The sequence below is a fragment of the Candidatus Tisiphia endosymbiont of Nemotelus uliginosus genome (assembly GCF_964264835.1).
In the GTDB taxonomy this organism is placed as follows: domain Bacteria; phylum Pseudomonadota; class Alphaproteobacteria; order Rickettsiales; family Rickettsiaceae; genus Tisiphia.
Map to the genome: position 1 here is coordinate 438,584 of NZ_OZ183485.1, position 20,480 is coordinate 459,063.

Annotated in this window: 8 protein-coding genes and 1 pseudogene; 2 read left to right on the forward strand and 7 right to left on the reverse strand. The window is 33.4% G+C overall.

Annotated elements, in window-relative coordinates; translation table 11 throughout:
• Positions 1-139: 139 nt before the first annotated feature.
• The 5 genes and pseudogenes from ACFELV_RS01950 to ACFELV_RS01970 form a co-directional block, all read right to left on the reverse strand.
• Positions 140-4,837, reverse strand: a complete 4,698-nt coding sequence (locus ACFELV_RS01950; protein WP_375326523.1) for an AAA family ATPase — start codon at positions 4,835-4,837, stop codon at positions 140-142.
• The gene (locus ACFELV_RS01955; RefSeq protein ID WP_375326524.1) at positions 4,797-5,981 is read right to left on the reverse strand and encodes a MobA/MobL family protein; all 1,185 of its coding nucleotides are present in this window, start codon (positions 5,979-5,981) and stop codon (positions 4,797-4,799) included. Before ACFELV_RS01955 ends, ACFELV_RS01950 begins: the two co-directional genes overlap by 41 nt.
• On the reverse strand, positions 5,962-6,156 hold the full coding sequence (locus ACFELV_RS01960; RefSeq protein WP_375326525.1) for a hypothetical protein: 195 nt from the start codon (positions 6,154-6,156) through the stop codon (positions 5,962-5,964). The genes ACFELV_RS01955 and ACFELV_RS01960 overlap by 20 nt, the downstream gene beginning before the upstream one ends.
• Before the next feature lie 207 nt (positions 6,157-6,363).
• A pseudogene (locus tag ACFELV_RS01965) lies at positions 6,364-6,819 on the reverse strand (transposase); the annotation flags it as partial.
• Positions 6,820-6,911: 92 nt separating this feature from the next.
• Positions 6,912-7,442: a helix-turn-helix domain-containing protein gene (locus ACFELV_RS01970; RefSeq protein ID WP_375326526.1), complete on the reverse strand. Its 531-nt coding sequence runs from the start codon at positions 7,440-7,442 to the stop codon at positions 6,912-6,914.
• Positions 7,443-8,456: 1,014 nt separating this feature from the next.
• On the opposite strand from ACFELV_RS01970, the gene ACFELV_RS01975 reads away from it, so the two are divergent.
• Positions 8,457-10,307, forward strand: a complete 1,851-nt coding sequence (locus ACFELV_RS01975) for a hypothetical protein (RefSeq protein ID WP_375326527.1) — start codon at positions 8,457-8,459, stop codon at positions 10,305-10,307.
• A gap of 244 nt (positions 10,308-10,551) precedes the next feature.
• Entirely contained in the window at positions 10,552-16,677 is a 6,126-nt protein-coding gene (locus ACFELV_RS01980) for a hypothetical protein (protein WP_375326528.1), read from the forward strand.
• Here the strand turns inward: ACFELV_RS01980 and ACFELV_RS01985 are convergent.
• A complete protein-coding gene (locus tag ACFELV_RS01985; RefSeq protein WP_375326202.1) occupies positions 16,674-17,387 on the reverse strand; it encodes a tyrosine-type recombinase/integrase in 714 nt (237 codons plus the stop codon). The genes ACFELV_RS01980 and ACFELV_RS01985 overlap by 4 nt on opposite strands.
• Positions 17,384-20,308, reverse strand: a complete 2,925-nt coding sequence (locus ACFELV_RS01990) for a Tn3 family transposase (RefSeq protein WP_375326201.1) — start codon at positions 20,306-20,308, stop codon at positions 17,384-17,386. The genes ACFELV_RS01985 and ACFELV_RS01990 overlap by 4 nt, the downstream gene beginning before the upstream one ends.
• Between the last annotated feature and the right edge of the window lie 172 nt (positions 20,309-20,480).

Genomic DNA, 20,480 nt, shown 5'->3' on the forward strand with positions numbered 1-20,480 from the left:
AGCTTACATCCCTGACTATAATTTGGTATAGCTCTACCAGGTCACTACCGCACCCTTCTAAACTTTTGACATGAGATTGATAATGCTCATCATCACCAAAATTGCAATAAGTACTAATATGGCTAAAAGCTCTTTGTTTTTATTCATATTCTCCTTGCAATTCTCGTATTAATCCTGGCAATCCTAGAGATTCCTTATCTTTAATTCTGCTACTTACGGCTATAGCAACTAGTGTATCTCGGTATAAGCTATCTTGTAGCCTTAAAAACTCATGTGGACTCCCACCCTTTCCTGTGTTTTCTGCATATTTCATATAATACTTAGCTTCCGGTGAACTCAGCTTCTCTTGCCAGCTGACTTCTGCTGCCACTTCTTGACGTATTTGTTCTACTTGCAGTAAAGCTCCAATGGTTCTGGCTTGCCAGAATATTCGCTCTCCTATCGCAAGTATCTGGGGTTGTGTCAGTAACTGCTTTAAGCTTGCAGCTATAGACTGACTATAAGATAGTGAACTATTTTGCTGCTGACAATGAATAATTGCCTCTTTGAGATTCTCTGTATTTAAACCTTCTGGCAACTTATCAGCTAGATCCCATTTCTCTGGTAAGATGCTTTCATGGATAGTACCGTAAAACTCTAACCTACTTGGATCAATGATAGCTACAAGGCCAATATAGCCATTAGCCTCATTAATCATCTGTCCTATGGTTCTAGCTGCTTTGACACCTGCCTCATCATGATCAGGCCAAATTACTACTTCTCTACCTCGTAATTGTTGCCAATTTGCTTTAGCGGATCCATTACTGCCACCCAGCCATGATAGTACCAGATAATCTGGTAGCAATTCTTGTGCCTTATCACAAGTCTTCTCACCTTCTACTATTAATATAGTTCTGCTGTCATCTGCTAACTTCTCTAGATGATAAATTGGTTTATAACCATTATCACTAAAACCCTTTAATCGCCAGGCTTCTTTATGTAATGATTCATTTTTGCAGTAGCTAACTGGTAGTACCTGCTTACTACCATCTTGAGTACTGACCAACCTAACCGTTAAACCTATTAGTTGCTTCTCCTTATTTCTGTAATAATAGATACCGTCAATAATGTTACTTTTAAGCAGCCAGGCTAAATGAACATTCGGATCAAATTTAACTGCAGACGCAGGAACATAAGGTTGCGTACACCATTCATTGATAATAGCCCCAGCTTGCGTATTTTCTTGTCCCACAATCTTAAGTTGTGGCACATTATTTTGATAATTGTCATTATGATAATTATTTGCGTGATAATCATTACCTTTAGCACTAATACCAGCCATCAAGGCTACTTGTTCTAAGGCTTCTAATTTACCGCAGTTAAGAGCTTGCTGTACAAAAGAAAATATATTACCTCCTTCTCCAGTACTATGACGAATCCATACTCCTTTTCTTAAATTCATACTTAAACTGCCAAGACTAATCTCAGCGCCGCTTCTTTTAAAACTTTTGCCGTCACTATTGATCCTTCGAGCATAGTGTTCAAAAATGCATCGATAATTATATTCAGTTAATTGGCTACTTACTTCGTTAAAGTCTAATCTCTTATTTTTAGTTGTATTAGTACTATAATTTCCTCTATATTTGTTAGTTCTGTCTATAAATTTACCTTCTCTGGTACTTGATTCCTCTATTTTTACTGTATTGGTGTTTTTTTGATCTTCAGCTTCAATGTTAGCTGACGACACTGATCTAGCTAGTTCTGCATCATTAATATAGTTATAATATTCATAAATAAGGCCTTGCAGCTCATCCTCTTTTATTATAATTGCCAAATTCTCTATAGTGAGTTTACTCTCCTGTTGTAAGAGACTCACCTGAGCCAAAAAGCTCTGTTCATATTTATTAGGCAAGCTCTCCGTTAATAGGACTATTTCTGCTGATAAATTAGCAAGTACACTCTCATAATTTCTGGCTAGCAGTGTATTTTGCAATTCTTGTACCTTTACTGCTCCTTGCTCATAATCTTTAAACCTTCTAGCTATCACCGCTAAATTGCTAATTGCATCTTTCCTACTTTGGTTAATAGCAAACATTTTACCAAAGCCAACACCTTTTAAATCACCAAGTAATTTGGGGTTGTGCTTAAGTTTTGAGATAGCATCTGCCAATTGCTCATGCTTACCTTCTTCTAATAAATCTTGCCATTTCTCCAGTATTTGTGATACAGGAGTTTTATAGATACGACTTATGAATTCAGGAAATAATTTCTCCCGATAATTCGTTATTTCTGTGAGTTCTTTTTTTATCTGTTGTTGTTCTACCTTAGTGGCTTGTAATAGTGCTGTTTTCTCTATTAATAACTGCTTTGTCTCACTAATAAATTCATTTAGGGCTGCTAAATTAGTGGTAAAAATATTTAAGGCATCTATCTTATCATGCTTTCTAGAATGTAAACCATGACAAATCTTCATTATTTCTCCCCAACAGCTACTAGCCACTAGGGTGGCTCCTTGATTAATATTCTTAAAAAAATACTTATCAGTAGAATAGCCAGCATGTCTTAGGATCGTCTGATAATTTAAATTAAGCTGGATGATTCTATCACCCATAGTGACATAATCTTTATTATTAGCTTCTTCTGCACCTCCGCTACTACTACTGCCATGATAATTATTACAAATAACTAATGCATGTTTCTTAAGGGTCTCCTTTGATTCTTCTAATTGCTCATATATATTCTCCAACTGCTGCAGATCATCTTCTAAGAGATGTGGCAAAATATACTGGTTCTGCTCTGTTCTTGATAATTCTGACCATAATGTTCTATCATTAATAGAGGTAGAAGCGAAGGTGTTGGTAAGCTCTGCTTTGGTAGTTTTTACAACTGATGCTGATCTAACATAAGCTCTAATTTCCTCTTCAGTAGCAGATTCTCCTAACAATTTCCGGGCTGTATTTAGCTGATGCAAGAATTCTAATATTAACCCATAAGGGTCTATAGTAATTTCCCTGGCATTCTTCATCTTGACATTAGCCCTTTTGCTTACAGCTGCGTATAATCTAGTAAGTTTAATAGGAGTCTCTTGATGCTCCTGCCATTCTTGTATTTTACCGCGTAAATCAAGTACTACTCGTCTAGCTTCTAAATAACTCTTAATGACTTGCTCATTAGGGCTTAATTTATCAAGCTGACGGTAATTAAGGGCTAAATTATTATCAACTCGCTTGCTAACCCCCAAGCTTAAACCAATATACCAGCTAGGTACCTCTACCTTTAGCTTATTCAATTTCCTATATGCTTCTATAGTAAATTGTGATCGTACTGTAGCTACATCTTCTTCCAGCCTCTTATAAACAATATCTTCTAATACATCTTTAGCTGAATATAGCTTTACCTCATATTTGTACCTACTCATCAACACATTAAAGGCCTCATAACCAATGACAGACTCATAATATACTTTCATATAATCTACTGTCTCACCTTGCAACTTATAACCAGTTACTGCATAACCATGTTTAAATCTAACCGGATATTTAGAGTTAGCTGTATCAATCTTGATTATTTTCTTACTGCCATCTGCTTTATGCACTAATAACTTCACTATGCCATGGCCAAATTTATCTGGCTCATTAAAATCTATGACTGTTGCTACCTCACCATTTAATACTTCATTAAATCCTTTATATTCCGCCTTATTACTGGTAAATACTATCTGTTCACCTCGTAGCAACTCAACCCTCTCTGCTCCAGATTTAAAGTTGGCACCTAGACCCTTTAAAATACCAGCTTGTTTTAGTTTTTCCCTAACTTCTATATTGAAATAATTTACCGCTACATTAGTATAGGCACCTATTACTACCGACCTAATTGAGGCTAAATCATCTCGGTTTAAGTGACTGGCTTGTACTACATATTCACTAATATAATCTGCCACTAATGCATCTTTAGTAGCTAGCTCATTATCATGAATATTAAATGCTCCAAGCTGCTGAAAAATCTTTAATGCTTCGTTCATCTTATATAGACCCATTAGCTTGGTAGCTTCCCTTTGCATCTTTCTAACTTGCAAGTCCGGGTGCTTATGTCTCATCACTTCAGTCAACCTACTAACGCAAGACATAACGCATACCTTCCTGAAAGCACCAGTCATACCAACAGCCGCAAACTGATTATTATCACCTACTATTATCGCTTTGGCGCCAAATCTTGATACTTCTGTTAGCAAATAATCCATACTTGCTAGCTCAATCATGCTTGCTTCATCTATAATCAGGATTGTTTTATTATTTAATTCAGTACTGTCATCAATTCCTATATTATTGCAATACTGACTAAAACTACTTTCTACTCTCTCTTGATGTTGATACTCTCCTTCCGTATAATAATCAGAGCGCAAAGCCAACTCAAACTTTTGGCCCTTAGCTTCTTGCCAATCTTTACGCCACAGCGCTATATTCTTTGACTGGATACCCGTAGCACTTGCTAAAACTTGCGCCGCACTACTACTTGGGGATGTTCCTATTACCCTGTAACCCGCTTTTCTATATTGACGCACGATCTCCCGCATGACAAATGTCTTGCCCGATCCCGGATACCCCTCTAATACGCTAATATCCTTGCCATTCAAAATCTCCATTACTGCTTTGCGTTGCTTCTTGGTTAAAGGCTCAGATTGTCTAGCAATTAGCTCGTACTTTAATCCTAACTTGTCGTTTACCACTTCCTGCACAGCAATACCAACTTTCACAGCACTGGCAATTAATTTCTCCCTTATAGAAAGCTTATCTATTGCACTCTCATCAATAGAGAGATTATGTTGCCCCCGGTGCTGTAATTCTTCGACTATTCCCACAAATCTCTGCTCTAACTTTATCCTTTTGGTTAATGCATATATAAGTACGACCTTTTAAATCACTAGGATGTACTAAACTAATCTTATCGGATGCCAACAACTGACGAAAGAGCAGCATAAATTCATACGAGTATTTTTGGCGCAATAGATGAGTATCTGCTACTATATTATCGCCAGACACCTCCTTATCTTCCTGAACATTTTCTGTTACTAATTGCTTACTTAACTCTCGTAAATCTTGCTGCAGTTTTTGTTGATCAAAACTATCATCTACTTGTGCTGCTGCTTGTTTTGCTGCTGGCCCTATCTTCAAATCTACAGATAGTACATCAGACAAGGCTATAGCTATTTCTTCCTTAGTAAAAACTGGTTTATTAATTGATAATTTATCAAATACCAACTCTGGAGTTGCTCTGATCTTTGCCACATTTTCTTGGAGTATTTGGGCATTTATTAATTTCAGCTTAGAGTCTTTGATATACCAGGCTGCTCCCTCATGGATAGTTGGTATTAAATCAATTCCCCTTGCTTTATGTGATAAATGCGATACCCTATCTAAAGACCCATGTTTTTCTAAATGCAAGTTGATAAAATTGGCAACATTTTCACGGTAATAATATAAAAACTCTCTTCTTCCCCAGCTGCGGCCTTTTGCCCCAAAAGTTACTTCGCCATTTTCTAGTGAACGCAGTAATCTTCTGGTAGTCATCTGAATATGGACATGGGGATTATCTTCATTATCATAATGAATGTTTATATCTGCTATCATGCCGTGACTTACTAGACACTCAAAAGCAAAGTCCTCGATAAGTTCAATATTCTGCTGTAGAGTTAATTCTTTTGGCAGCGCTATAGTTAATTTTCGTGCTGTCTCAGCATTTTTTCGTGTCTCACTACTCTCTGCTTTATTCCATAATTCTTGTCTATTATAAACCCAAGCTGGAGCATCATCTGGGGCTAGAATTATGCTATGGCTAAGTCCTTTTCTGCTGCTAAGATTATAGCTAATAGTGAGTTGTTCTCCTGTGCTACTATCAGTTGTAACAAGCTGCAATTTACTTCTTGAAATATAGCTGCTTGCTGCAACTGCATTTTGTCCTTTGCTTCTTTGTACTTCTGATTTACTACAATGATATATTGCCATTACCGTTATAAGCTTGCTTGAGTTTAAGTTTTTGGGTAATAGCAATTACAAAAGCCGAATAATCTGAGCGCACGCAAAGTTGGTATGCCAACTTTGCCCAAGTGCGCCTATCGGAATTTAAGTCAGTAACTGCTATAACCTCATTCGTAAACTTCAAGCTTATTTTGTTTGACAAGTCTCATATAGACAGCAAAAACTCCATAGTGGCTTAGGTAGAAGAGTAGAGCGATAAATGGATGGAAGTAAGGATCAATAAGAATCATCAGTACATTAATTGTAAATAGCCTTATGAATAAAAACAATACTGACAGTAGAACAAAGAAAGAGAATATGACCCATTGCCAAATAATATACGTAGGGACAAAACTTTTAGTAGGTAATACTAATTATCTTTCAAGATAGAATTAATAGGATTAATAATCCAATTCCAACTAGTGATAGATTTTACAATTTGAGGACTTGCTTCATATTGTAATATAGCATCCGCCATTCTATTGAGTAAATCTTCCATTGAATGGAATAGTTTATTATAAAAGAATTTTTCTTTTATTTCTTCCCACATGTTTTCAGAAGGATTTAGTTGAGGAGAAAGAGGAGGAAGATACTGAATCATTATATTTTCTGGTATTTTGATAGAAGTTTGACGATGATTTGACGCCCCATCACATATCAGTAAAATAAACTTATCTGGATGTCTCAACGATAATTCTTGTAAGAAAATATTCATACATTCTACTGTCATAGATGGTAAAATAAGCATATCTGATGTTCCAGTCATTGGACTAAATGCTCCATAAATATAACTATATTCTCGTATAATTTGTTTGGCAACAGCAGGTCTGTTGCCTTTATAACTTCAACATCTTTGAATATCATTTATACGTCCAAAACGAGACTCATCCTGAAACATTACTTGTAGTTTAAGTCCCTTCAATTGGGATTTTTCATGGGCGATGGCAACCACTGAGCTAAAGTTTTTTTAAAAGCTTCCATCTCATCTTTATTTTGGTTAGGATGATGAGGGCGAGGAAAAACTTTACGCCAAGAATGACGGTGTAAAAGTTTATAAATGGCCGATTTAGTTACTTTCCTCTGCAAAACTTCTTCATATTTTTTATGTATTTCTCCTACTACTACAATTTCCCCTTGAGTTGCTTTATGATTAAAAGATTCCAGTATTCTACTTTCACTAGATTCGTCCATATAACAGTGATTCCTACCACCTCTTGTAGTTTCTTTTAGTGCAGATTCTCCTTGCTGATGATAAGCAGTATGAATTTGCCTAACTCGGCTAATACTTAAGCCAGTAATTTCAGAAATCTGCTTGGGTAAATATGAAAACTTAGCACGTAAATAAATACACTGGATCTTACGAAAGGCTATGAGATCTGGTGCTGATTTTAACAAACTTTCCAGCCGACAAGACGTTTCTGCTGGATAAACATATTGATAACCTGACATGCCATTTCTAACTTTATTGCTTACCTCATTATACCATGTTAATTCTTCCTTGAAAGATAATTAGTATAAGAAACTCTTTGGGTAGTGAGCCTGAGTTAGTAGCAAAGAGGTACTATCTTTAGTGAGTTTATCTAAGAGTCTTACCCATTGTTGTAACTCTCAAATCATACTACCCTACAATTTTTATGAAAGGTGCATCCCCCTCGTCATTGCGAACGAGCGTAAGCGAGCGCGGCAATCCAGAAAAAACCTTTAAATCATCGTATTTTATAAGTTTTTCCTGGATTGCGAGGCGGCTGTAAGCCGCCTCGCAATGACGTCGGAGTAAAATTGTAGGGTAGTATGCTCTCAAATATGCAGGGCTGTTGGCTGCCAAAACTCTGGTTCCATAACTTTTGATAAAACCTAGATATTAATTCACATCGGTTTTATCAGACTTTACCCCTAAAAGTTTGCTGATAGCAAGACCCTTGAACCTTGCTGGGGTGTTACTACACTAACTTGGAAATTATTTTTATTAAAGATATATAGCTAATTTTGAACTATGTAATCCAGTAGGTCTAAGCATAGATCCATACTTAATTACAGTATTGACAAAATCAAGCATACACTTTATCTTTTTTGTGGGTACTTATAAATTAAAATTTAGTCAACAATTTATAATACTTATTTTATAATTAACTGTATATTACTGATGTTATGCAGGATAAAGTTGACTAAGAACTTATAAGTTTTTTAGATTGTTAGAAATTAATTATTTTTAATAATTTCTAGCATTTTTTTAACAATTTAGCTTTAGTAATTGTTAAAAGACAAGTTATATAATCAAAAAAATGTTTTATGGTTTTATTATAACATATGGAAGAAATGATAATGTAATACAGTAATCAGTTGTAGATGAACTTGCTACAGTTTTTTGCAAGCATGGTATTTACTGAGGATAGTTGGAACATAAGAATTTTATTTTTAATATCTTAAATTATTTAATAACATATTTAAATTTGGAGAGTATAAATGAAAAGAATCAGTATAGAGGATTTAAAAAAAGAGCAGGTTGCTAGTAAAATGTACCAGGAAGCAAAAAAAATGCTGCATGAATCATGGGAACTTGCAATAGCTAAAGTTGATGCTAAATATAATAAGGAAGTGGAAGCAAAATTTCAGAAGGCAGAGGCTAAATTAGCTGAAGCAGATGCACTCATCCCAAATAGTAGTGAATATAAGAAGTGGACTGTAGTTGAAAAGCTTTTAGCAAGTTCTGTAGCAGAAGATGATCCTAATTATGATTTAAAACGTTTTGAGATTAAAAAGTGGTTTGAATATCATACATGTTTTCTTAATAAGCAGATACAAAATCCAAGTGGTTATATGGTGGAAACTATCCACAACATACTATCTGATAGTAGCTGTTGGAATGGTTCTGCGCTTGATAGAACTGCTGTGGCAAAAAAATTAATAATGTCTAAAGGATTTGATGGTAGAGAGCAAGATGGTTTTGAACTTTATCATATTGCCTGTCAGTTTTGCTTGGAGGATGAAATCAATAATATGTTTGAGGAAAGTAAAAGAGAAGGGTACCCTATAGAAGAGTACATACATAGTGCTACTAGACCATCAAAACTAACAATTTTTTGGTATTATTATGCAAATGCTATTAACGTTGTAAACCCTGATTTAGAACTAGTTAATAAGTTTAAGAAATTAGTAGGTGATATAGATGATAAACAAGTTTTGTATAGATATGGGATTGATTGTGCAGTAGAGAGAGGTAGTAAAGAGGCGGTAGAGTTTTTTTGGAACAAACTACCTAATAAGGATCCTAAGACTTTAATAGAGATAGCAATAAAAACTAAAAGTAGTAGTTATGCACCTAGTCATTCTAATATTACCGCTTTTTGTATTGATCAGCTAGATGCTTATGAACAGCCAGATCTCTTTAGGGAACTTATAAGGAAAGATTTGATAAAGAATAGCAATTATCATGGTAGTTCTTCTCATGTGATAAATAGTTTAAGAGCAGGTCATTTTTATGAATATATAGAAAAAGTCATTAAACATTTAAAGCCAAGTGATTTACCTAAACAGGAGTATGAGAAGTTAACTTGGAATACATGTGAGAGTATAGTTTCTGGTTCTGGTGCTGTATTTGATCAAGCAGTGCATTTCTTAACTTGGCTATGGGATTTACCAGGGTTTCAAAGTCATCAACAACATTTTCATGATACTATAGAAACAACATCCAGTATATTAGGTAAGATGATAAACATTGGGGTATTAGAACCTGTTCACAGAATCCTTGGGCCAATGGATACTCTGCATTCCAAACTATTTACTCTAACGTGTCAAGAAGGAGATAATGTTTGCTATAGTTTATACACTCAAAATGAAGGAAAGTTGCTACAAAAACTTTTAAACTCTATTAAAACTACTGTTAAAAAACCTACTAAGAAGTTCGTAGAGAAATTAGACCAAGATGTACTAAAAAAATTGGAGAATGTGTTGTGTGTTGGTAAGAAGCCAACCTCTCATAAAGGAGGAGGTGATAGTTGTTCAAATGATGATGTTTCAACTCATTTACAAGTATTTAATTTTTATAAGCAGTATGATAGGCAATCATTAGAAAAACTATTATGTGATATACTTGGTAATGCTAAAGGAGGAAAACTTTTACACAAAATAGATCAGGTAATGTCAAATAAATTAAGTAATATGATAACTAATACTAAAAAATCATATCATGAATCTCTATTTTATAACTCTAGTGATAGTGACCACCATGATAATTTACAAGATGATAGTGGTTCATTAGATTCTTCAGTATTAGTAATAGGAGAAGGACATACTCTTGAGAATGCTAATAGTTGACAATAATTAACTTGGATAAAGAACATAGGCCCATCTTTGAAAGATATCTCCAGCTTTTAATATAGTTTCCTACTAAGAATATATTTCTTAGTAGTATTTATAACTTTAAGTTAAACTTAAAGTTATAGTATTACTTTTTCTTAACTATTCTTAAAAAATACTTTGTATTTGCATAAGTTTTATGTAACAATTAACAAATAAGCATAGTTTTTTATTGTATAAAGTTGCATAAAGAGGGGGAGGTATGAAATTCTCAGAGAGGAATATCTGGAATAGGAAATGGCACCTAAAGAAAGGAAATATTATTAATGATAATAGCAAGTTATCATTAAATCCTACCACAAAAAATAATCTTAATGTAGACTCAGAAGTTATTGAGTTTTCAGAACAAAAAAATCCACAAGATCTTATCAGACATCGTCGCTCTAATGGTAATAATAATCAACTACAAAGTACATTTGTATCTGTTGATGTACCAGGGGATGGTAGTTGTCTATTTTGGGCTACTGCTTTAGCTTATTTACTTCCAGTTGAGAATGATTCCACTGCCTTTTTAGAAAGGTTTAAAAGGTTATTTGGAGAAGAAGAGTCTGGGAACGTGAGGTATATAAGGGAGTTAATTAGAGAAAACAGCCCATTTTCAAATGATATTCGTAGCGATAGAACTTTAAATAGATTAGTTACAAGAGTATTACGCAACAGAGTAGTTGATTATATGTTATCTAATGTAAATGAATACAGCGGGTTTATTACAGGCGATTTTGATCAATACCTGAATAACATGAGAGATCGCAACTCTTGGGGTGGTGAACCTGAAATAGCAGTAATGGGACTTATGCTTGATGCAACTATCAATGTGGATTCTAGTGGGGTAATACATACTCATGGCAGTGGAGCGATTCCAATAAGATTGTATCATGTCAATGCAGCTAGAAGTGCAAGTCAAGGTGGTGAGCGTAATCATTACAATTTTGGTTTAGAAAGAGGTCTTCATCAACAAATTACTAATGAGGTTGCTCCTGAATTGCTTGACTATCTCTTCCAGGTAAATGAGAATAATGATTTTAAGCGAAAGTTTCAATCGTTTTTAGATCAAATACCAAGACAAAGTGGTGTAGGTGCAGCACCAGCAAAGAAAGGATTTTACGTTAACTTTTTTGCTGGTATGTTTACTACTTTAAAAAATACAGAACTTTTTGATAGGCTAGGGTTAGCAGAGCTTCATTTTAAGCTCTGTACTATAAGTGATGCTGATGAAGTGCCATTTTTAAAAATTGTAGCTATTACTGAAGAACCTAGAACTAAAAAATTAGAAGAATATGTTTTTGTTATTTCTGAGAAGAGATATAACAGGCAGATAATGGGAGCAATGTTTAGTAGAGAGGATAGGAGATGGTTAGAAAAAAGCGATTTATTGTTTAGTGAAGGAGATGATAGCTATCATCTGAGATCTAGAGCTCATAGGAGAATTAATGAGATAGAATTTAAATCTGGTGTAGCAATAATCATTAGTAAAAGCAACAATAAAGATAGAGTTAATGTAATAAGTCAACAACTTACAGATCAGATACTTCCTGAAAGTATGAAGGTTAAATTTAGAAGAATAGAGAAACGCCATAAACATGAAATAGGTGAGTATAAATCAAATCTTTTAGAAAATATTGTTAAGAATCTTAGCAAAGAAACTGTAGATAATCCTGATGAAGATATAGTGATTATACAAGCAGTAGAAAGAAATGTTAAGAAGTTACTTGAATATATATATGATATTAATAGAATTAATTATAAAAGATTACCTAATATTCAAGGAGCATTAGAGGCAGCTGATCATGGATTTACAGCTGGTGCATTAATAAATTTTAAATATCGCTATAATTTAGAGTTATATTTGGAGCTATTGTTGGGAATAGAGGGTTATATTGATATTGCTTTATTAGTACGTGGGAGTGAACGTGTTAAGAATGCTATTCCAATCCTTGTTGAAATAAAAGCTGGGCAAGAACAAGGTGGCAGAACAAACCCACAACATGCGCTAAGAGAAGCTGAAGATTACACTCAAGGTTTACAGCAAAATAATAGACCTTTTGTTACACTTGCTGATCGAGTAGTACGTGTTGGTTTTAATATGGATTATGCTAATCCTATTGAAATAAGTGTGACTGAGCTACAACCTCCATCTCCCATCATTGGAACCATTTTTGAAAGTGTTAACAGAGGTGATGATGTAGGGCAAAGAAGACTTGATAGCATAAAAACAATTATCGCAAATCAATTAAAGAAAATTTATAGGTTATCACCGGGTACACAGGGTTCAAGTGAACCACAATATCTAAGCAGATTATTTATTGGTCATTCAATTCTAAATTCAGCAATAATTAGAGGGAAAAGAATAGAAAAGAGTGTACTTACCTATCACAAGTCAAGGGAAACTACAAGGGGAGCGCGCAGTAGCCATGGTATTACTACATCTGTATTTGTTGAAAGAACAATAGCAGGAAGTAATACAGGAAATAACAGAGTATTAGTTGTACATTTTCACGAAGGAGGACGAGATAATGTTGATATTAATGATCTAGCACTAAGAATTCCTCTTAACAAAATACAAGGTTTAAATCAAGCTAATTGTAAAGAAATAATAGAAGTATATGTTGATGCTAGATCTAGTAATGATGGTTCTTTAAGGTTTTTAACAGAAGATGGTAGTGTAGTAGTTAGAGATTTTACTAATTCTGTAAATAATTACTTTCAGGCAAATGTTGCTGATCATTGGGAAATACATAATATGCCAGATTTGAATCAGGCTGAAAATTTAAAGAAAGCGCTTGATGCAACAATGGATTATCAACCTAAGAAAGGCCAAGATAATAAAGTAGATTTAGGTCCTTATGGTGATATGTTTACTAACATAGGCAGAAATCTATTTTCTATTAAGTCTTTAATTACAGATGAATCATACTTTGCAGCAGTTTTAACAGGGTTGTTTAACAGCTACAGTGATATAGAATTTGGCCAAGGAAACTTTAAAATTAACGTAAGGCCTGAATTTCAAGTAGGAGGTGATGGAAGAATTGATTTGTTCATCAATGTAATGAGTAAAAACCCTGCTAACAATGACGTTTTAATTGGTCTGGAATTAAAATATGGTGATGGTAGAACCACTGTAGATAGTATGGAAAGGACACTAGAACAAGCTGAAAGAGTACAATTAAGAAGATATGGTCTAAGTCATAACATAAGAGCAATAACTGAAGGAGCTGATTTTTTGGTCACGTTACCTGTTGGTCTTGTTAGCCGTGCTGACACTGCTGATTCTTTACTGATAACAAGGGAACAATTTGTTGCATATGATATTGAGCGTAGTTACTTTGGTCATGTTCATCAACTAGGCAGAAGCGTGCAGCGCAATGAACAAACTCTTGAAAGTGTGACACTAGAAACGAATCCTAATTACAGATATTGGTTATCAGACCAAGATATTAGAAGAATTACTTACCTTGACAATACATATAGCAATATGTTTGATGTACATGCTATGAATAATAACTATGACTTTAGTGATAGAGGACTTGTTGTAGTTACAGACCGTGAACAAGGTATAAATGCTAGAGAATTACGTGAGCAAATACGTCAATTTATAGACAATGTTAATAATAATAGAATAATGCATCAACAAAGAGTGCCAACACGAACATTTATTATTAATCAGGGAGGTGATCATTGGACTACTTTAGTTATTGCCCATCAAAATGGACAATACCACGGATATTATAAGGATTCATTAGGTAGTAGGATACCAGACAATATTCGCCAGATTCTAACAGATAATAATATAATTAATCCTACAGATTTTCAAATTCGTCAACAAACAGATGGTTATAATTGTGGTCTTTGGGCACTCGAGAATGCTAGAGACATTAACACTATGTTGCAGGAGAATAGAGATGTGCAGTGGCTTAGAATACAGTTAGCTCCTGAAAGACTTAGTAGAAATAGTGAACAATATTTTATAAACAGGAGACGATCATTCTCACAAAGATTACATGATAATCAAGCACAAGTAGATAGTGCTCAGAGTAGTGATACAGACTCTCCACCAAATCCAAAAAAACGAAGGTTAGATTTACAATGTTTAAGTGGCAATAGAAAAAAAAGAAGCACTAATAAATGTTTATACTCATGGGATGATGTAGATAAGTTTAATGCAGTAGAGCAACAAAATAGAAGGGATATAGACGAAATAAAAATTGATAGCAAAAAGTTCCTAGAATATACAAAAAATATCCAAGATGAAAGTAAAAATGTTCAACTGTTAGAGTTAGTTAAGGAAAGAATTATAGTAAGTGATAACAGTATTGTCGGTGAGTATAGGTATTTATTGAATGATGTTATTCAAGATGGAGGATATAGTAGTTATCTTCAAAATGAACGCATTAAGGATTTATCACATGATTTTTCAAAGAGTGATGCTCCAAAAATAAATCCTAAATTAAAGCAAAGGTTATTAAATGCTGCCGGTAGAATTCAGTTAATAAGAGGAATACATAGTGCGATTGCCACTTGCCAAGATGGAAGTACAGAATACTGTGCATTGAGTATAAGTGGACTTGGTTATTCTTTTCTATCATTGCCAATTGAAAATATAATGATAAAGATTACCCCTAAGATCGTTAATACAGCTGCAAGTGTTGCAGGTAAATTTGTACCACGTGTCTTAGGGCATAATACAAAGTTTGTTATTCAAATAGGAGGAATGAAATATGGTGCAAAAATAGCAAAAGGTACAGCAGGAGCTCTAGCAAGTGTGTTTGATATTGTTGATATAGTAATATCATCTAATGCTTTAGTACAGTGTGCTAATAGAAAAGATAGTAACGATTCATGTAGTGATAAAGAAATAAGAGATAATACAGCATCCATAGCTTTTTCTAGTGTTTCATTTATCGCAGGAGTAGGTCTTACAGTTGCAGGTGCTCCATTAGCAGCTACAGGAGTTGGTTTAGGATTAATGGTGGGTTATGCAATATATAGTGGTGTCAGTAATATTATAGAGTATGAAGAGAAATATGATACTACACATGGTGAAAATTGGAGTATCTTCTGGCGTACTGTATCGTTTCAGGAGGTGGCAAAAGATATACAGCATTTAGCATCTCGACAAGACGTAGTCAATAGTGCTGCAATAGAAGCTTGGAAAAACTTAGAAAGTAGTCCTCCTAAAGTGGTAGCTTATGCTGCTGGACTTGGAATAATAAAACTAGCTTCCTCCACTGAAGAATGTAAGACTAATGTAGCATTTGACAAATGGGGAATTTTGCTTGAAGTTAGGTGTTTTAAGCATAAAGTGGATAATAGAAAACCAGGGTTTAATCGATCTTATGCAATGATTAATATGCTCAGAGCAGCTGATACGAGCAATTTATCGCGTGTCATACCAAATCATATTAATAATAATGCTACAATGATCTGCTTACCACAGTATACTGGGTTAGAATTTGAAAAAGAGGTCAGAAATTCTGTTTCTACTGCTACACATTATTGTGATAATTCAATAGTTATTGCTCATAATCAAAAGCAACAACTAGCAGGTAACAATAAGTTTATTATCTATGATTTAAAATATATAAACTCAGGCGTAATAGTTGGTAGTAATGAATTACATAACATTTTTTTTCTCTATGACAGTACAGCAGAGCTATTTGGTGGTAATAATAAATATAATGAATTTGTGTTCTTAAGTAGCAATTTCATGGGTAATATTAAATTTATGGATAACTCTACCAATGTTATTGATGTTAGCCAGCTGACAAATGATAATATTACAGTGCAAGAGACCGATGACATACAATTTGCACGATATCGTAGTACTTACACACTATATAAGCCAGAAACACCTTATGGTGCAGTAACTAAACAATCTTTCTTAAATAGGGATTTGATTCAGATCAATGTTAAGTTACTATTAAATTATTCTGTAGGATCCAATTTGATGGACGTTTATCCTAAACTACATTATTTGGGTAGAAAATATAAAGTAGATGTTTTTTCTTGTAAACCATATCAATTATATGATGACCGTATTTTTGTAGATAGTGGAGGAGGTAATAGTAATGATAAAAAAGATTTAGTTAAAAATTGTAATACAGTAATTGTTCGACCTTTTACTGAAGTTGAAGGGGGTAATAGTACTTATACCTTCTATGCAAAGACAGAAGGCTATGAAAATCAGATTTCAAGTTCAATGATTAATGTACGTGGAAAAGGAACCATTATTTTCTCAGAAACTGCTCTGTTAAAAGATTGTGATCAAATAACTTACTCTTCAGTAAGTAGGACTAGTGTTAAGGTAGCTGCGATGAGCCGCCACATTTAAACAGGGAATTCTTTAATCTTTTTTTCATACTCTGGTTGGCAGTCTACGAGTGATAATTTTGAATATATTTCAAGTGATTGACGACTATCATGCCCCGAATAAGGTTGGATTAATGCATCATCCACGCCTTTTTTCTTCATCCATGTAAAAAGAAAATGCCGTAATTTATGTGGTGATATTGAATTCTCAATGCCAGCTTCTTTTGTGTAATTCATTAATATTTTCCTAATACCTCGATCAGAATACGGTTTCTTCCAACTAGATTCAAATAGGTAAACTGTCTTATTTTTCTTTGCACTTTCAATGTGTACAGCTAATACTTCTGTAAATGCATTAGGAAACGGAACTATTCTATCTTTACTACCCTTTCCGTGGTTAATTCTAATTTGACAACTATCTAAATCTATATCTGATATTTTTATTTTTACCAATTCCGATACTCGTACCCCAGTATAAAGTAACGTCTTAATAATTATTACATGCTTCATATTTCTTGATTTCCATACAGCCTTATAATACTTACTAATTTCCTCTTCTGTTGGTACATAAGGTAATTTCTTTGTGGTGCTATTGTCTACTGTTATATCGAGTTCTTTACGAATATGTCTAAATAATTCTCTCAAGTAATTATAATCTGGTTGTTCCTTTTTTAAATCCTTCAAAAAGTATTTGGCTTTTTCTCTTACAGGAGTACGGTTTATTATTGTCATCGGTAATACCCCGACCCAGCTTGCGAATATATTAATATACGTTGGTTAAAATCAATTGGGAACAAACCGTATGGATTAATATGCGTTGAAAGTAACGGTGTTAATGCCCTGTAATCTTCAGGAGTCAGTTTGTTTCGCCAGTGAGGCTCAGATAATACTTGCTGAATAAGAAGAGTATTAATATAGACAATACAAGCTTGTAATAAATGTAGACATAATATTGATAATTCTTGATCACCAATATTGTTTGTTGTGAGCTCTCCTAGTTTCCCATAGAAAATAAAATCCATTATATAATTTAAGCGTTCTACTACATTCAACCCTTCATTGATTTCAATTCTAAGATATTCTGAATCTAGGTATTTACATAGGAAAATACTTTTATTTGCTTTACCAATTTCTAACAAAGTTCTATATACAGGATGTTCGTAATTATTATTACTAAAACGTTTTACTAATACATCAGGTTCTACAATACCCAATTTTAATGCTACAAGATGTTTAACGACTTCATTGTAATTCTCCTCAATTAATTTCCAATTGATACCACCTTTAATTATTTCAGAAATATATTGGTATTTCCATTTATCTCCAGATGCAACCCCATAAAGTTTTTGTTTATTTATTGCTTTTAATCTAGGTAGTAAATCAAAATCAAGTAAGTAGCTAATAGCAAAACCTATCACACTTTGACCATGAGTATCAACAAATACTCTGTTCATGTTCATCTCTGTATCATGATCAATTATACCTTTAATCATTGATCCTACTTCTGAAGATGAACAACTTTTTAATTGTGAATAAATACATAATGATTTCTTATCAACATGCCAATAAATCATTACTCCTCGACCTTGATAACGGTGATGCCACTCATTAATAAGATTTTGATCCCAACTACTTATCTTTGTTGAATCGCATGCTACTGATGTTGTTGCTTCTCCCCAAATATCTGGATTACGTATTTTGAGAATATTGTTAATAATTAGACGAATAGAGTTTCTAACATTTGTAGCATTAATATACCTCTTCTTAATATAACGTAAATCGCTGTAATTAACATCACCATTGGCAATACTTATTCTCTTCAATCCTGTATTGCTACCTATACCATATAAACACAATAAAAGTCTTTTTCTAAGGCCTGACGGTTCAATACTACTACTTTTAGCAATAGTTTCCATTTGCTGTGTAAAATTGGTAAGTAGATCAGTTTCTTTTAAAATATCAATAAGGTTTATACTTGACCACCTACCTGTAATTTCCTTTTGTAGTGCAATGATGTTATTTGGATCTTTTTGTGCTTCTGATGGGGTAATAGTAATATTCTTCCCAACAGTACTTGTCTTGATTTTAACAAGATTATTATTAGGTATTTTGCTATTTAGATTTTCTAAACCCCTTTCTAAGGCATTTTGTAACTTTGTAATAAACTCCTTATCATCTAAAGGTAGACCAAGTTCTTGATAATATTGTTGCTTTTTTTGTTCAAAATCTTTTGGTATATCTTCTTCAGGATTTCTATATCGATAACTTCTTTTAATCCATATTGCTTTGAAGTTTAAAAAACGCTTCAATTCTTCTAAAACGGCAAGCTCATAGTTATATTTATTAACTTTAATCACATCTTTATCTACTTGAACAACCATTGGATGCCAATTTGTAGGTATTATACCTTCAATAGGCGGCTCCGTTTCATAATACTCTGAGTCTGATTCATTCCAGTACTTATTAATAAATTCAACAGCTTTTAAAATCGGTTGATAACTAGAGTTATCTTCTTTTAACTGAAAAGTTTGTAGTATTGGTAGTAGTGTGGTTCTACTTCCATACGCATACTTTGAATGAATCTTATTTTGTACCTGTTGTTGATACCATTTACCGCGTTGCTGTAAATCAGTAATTATTGCTTCTAGTTTTTCTTTAGAAACTTCAGGGTAAATCTTATCTTCAATTGTACTTTTAGGATTGTTAATTGATAAAGATGCTAATTTCTCTAGAATATCAAATTTTCCATCAACACGCTTAACCTCCTTTACAATATAGTTATCTACGTATTTTTCAGAACTAGAACGCATACGTTTTATAAGCTTAATTAATGTATCAGCTAAACTATCTAATATTAGCTGCAATCTTATATAACAGAATATTGCCATAGTCGCATATTTTGCCACAGGGCTAAACTCTAAAATATTACTAGGCGATAAAGCCATGATACGATCATAATATTTCAGCAGTAATTTTCTATCTACTAAATCTACAATCGATTTGGGCAAAGTAATTTGTTTTAATAAAGCGATCTTATCCAAAGCAAAATTAACATTTTTTAGCCTAACCCCAGGTATATCATTTTTTAACTCTGATAATTCTATAATACCATTCTTTGACTGTTCGCTTTGTTCAAGGATTTGCTCAATCAAATAACAGTTATCTTGACTTAAACTTTTAAATATCTTTTCAAGAAATTTTTGTTCAAATTGATGCTTTGCTGAAGCAACATAACGATCCAACTGTTTTTTCTTGAATAGTACAATTTTATTTTGGTCAAAAAATAACCTAGTCTGCTCCATTAATAATTCATTAGATGGATAATGAGGTAGAATATTATTTGTTAGATATTCTGTAAATATTAAAACATCATTATTATTTGCTTGGCGATATCCCAAATATTTTCTAATATCCTGATGATATCTTTCGGCTGTTCTACCGCTCCAATTAAATTTTGAAAGAATAGACTCTTCAATATCCAACTCTGAAGCAATGGCTGATATTAATTTTAATGATATTGGTTTTTCTTCTGCTGCAGGGAATTTAATGTGAGACCGAAAATAAATTAACATTACTCCAAAAGCTAGTTGATTGATTTTACCAGTTTTTGTGTTGCATAGATTAAAATCTTCTAATGATAGTAAATTTGACATATATTATTTTGTATATTCCTAGAATACCTAATATCGGTACTATTTACGAACAATACTACCTATAATTAAATATTATGAGCTATATCTTTTAATATAAATATCAAAAAGTGTCAACAATATTCTTTTAGGAACTTAAAAAGTTAGAACTTTGCATTAAATGTGGCGGCTCATC

Coding starts and splice junctions, on each gene's coding strand:
- ACFELV_RS01955 (WP_375326524.1), bottom strand. CDS start 5,981: ATGGCAATATATCATTGTAGTAAATCAGAAGTACAAAGAAGCAAAGGA.
- ACFELV_RS01990 (WP_375326201.1), bottom strand. CDS start 20,308: ATGTCAAATTTACTATCATTAGAAGATTTTAATCTATGCAACACAAAA.
- ACFELV_RS01970 (WP_375326526.1), bottom strand. CDS start 7,442: ATGTCAGGTTATCAATATGTTTATCCAGCAGAAACGTCTTGTCGGCTG.
- ACFELV_RS01985 (WP_375326202.1), bottom strand. CDS start 17,387: ATGACAATAATAAACCGTACTCCTGTAAGAGAAAAAGCCAAATACTTT.
- ACFELV_RS01975 (WP_375326527.1), top strand. CDS start 8,457: ATGAAAAGAATCAGTATAGAGGATTTAAAAAAAGAGCAGGTTGCTAGT.
- ACFELV_RS01980 (WP_375326528.1), top strand. CDS start 10,552: ATGAAATTCTCAGAGAGGAATATCTGGAATAGGAAATGGCACCTAAAG.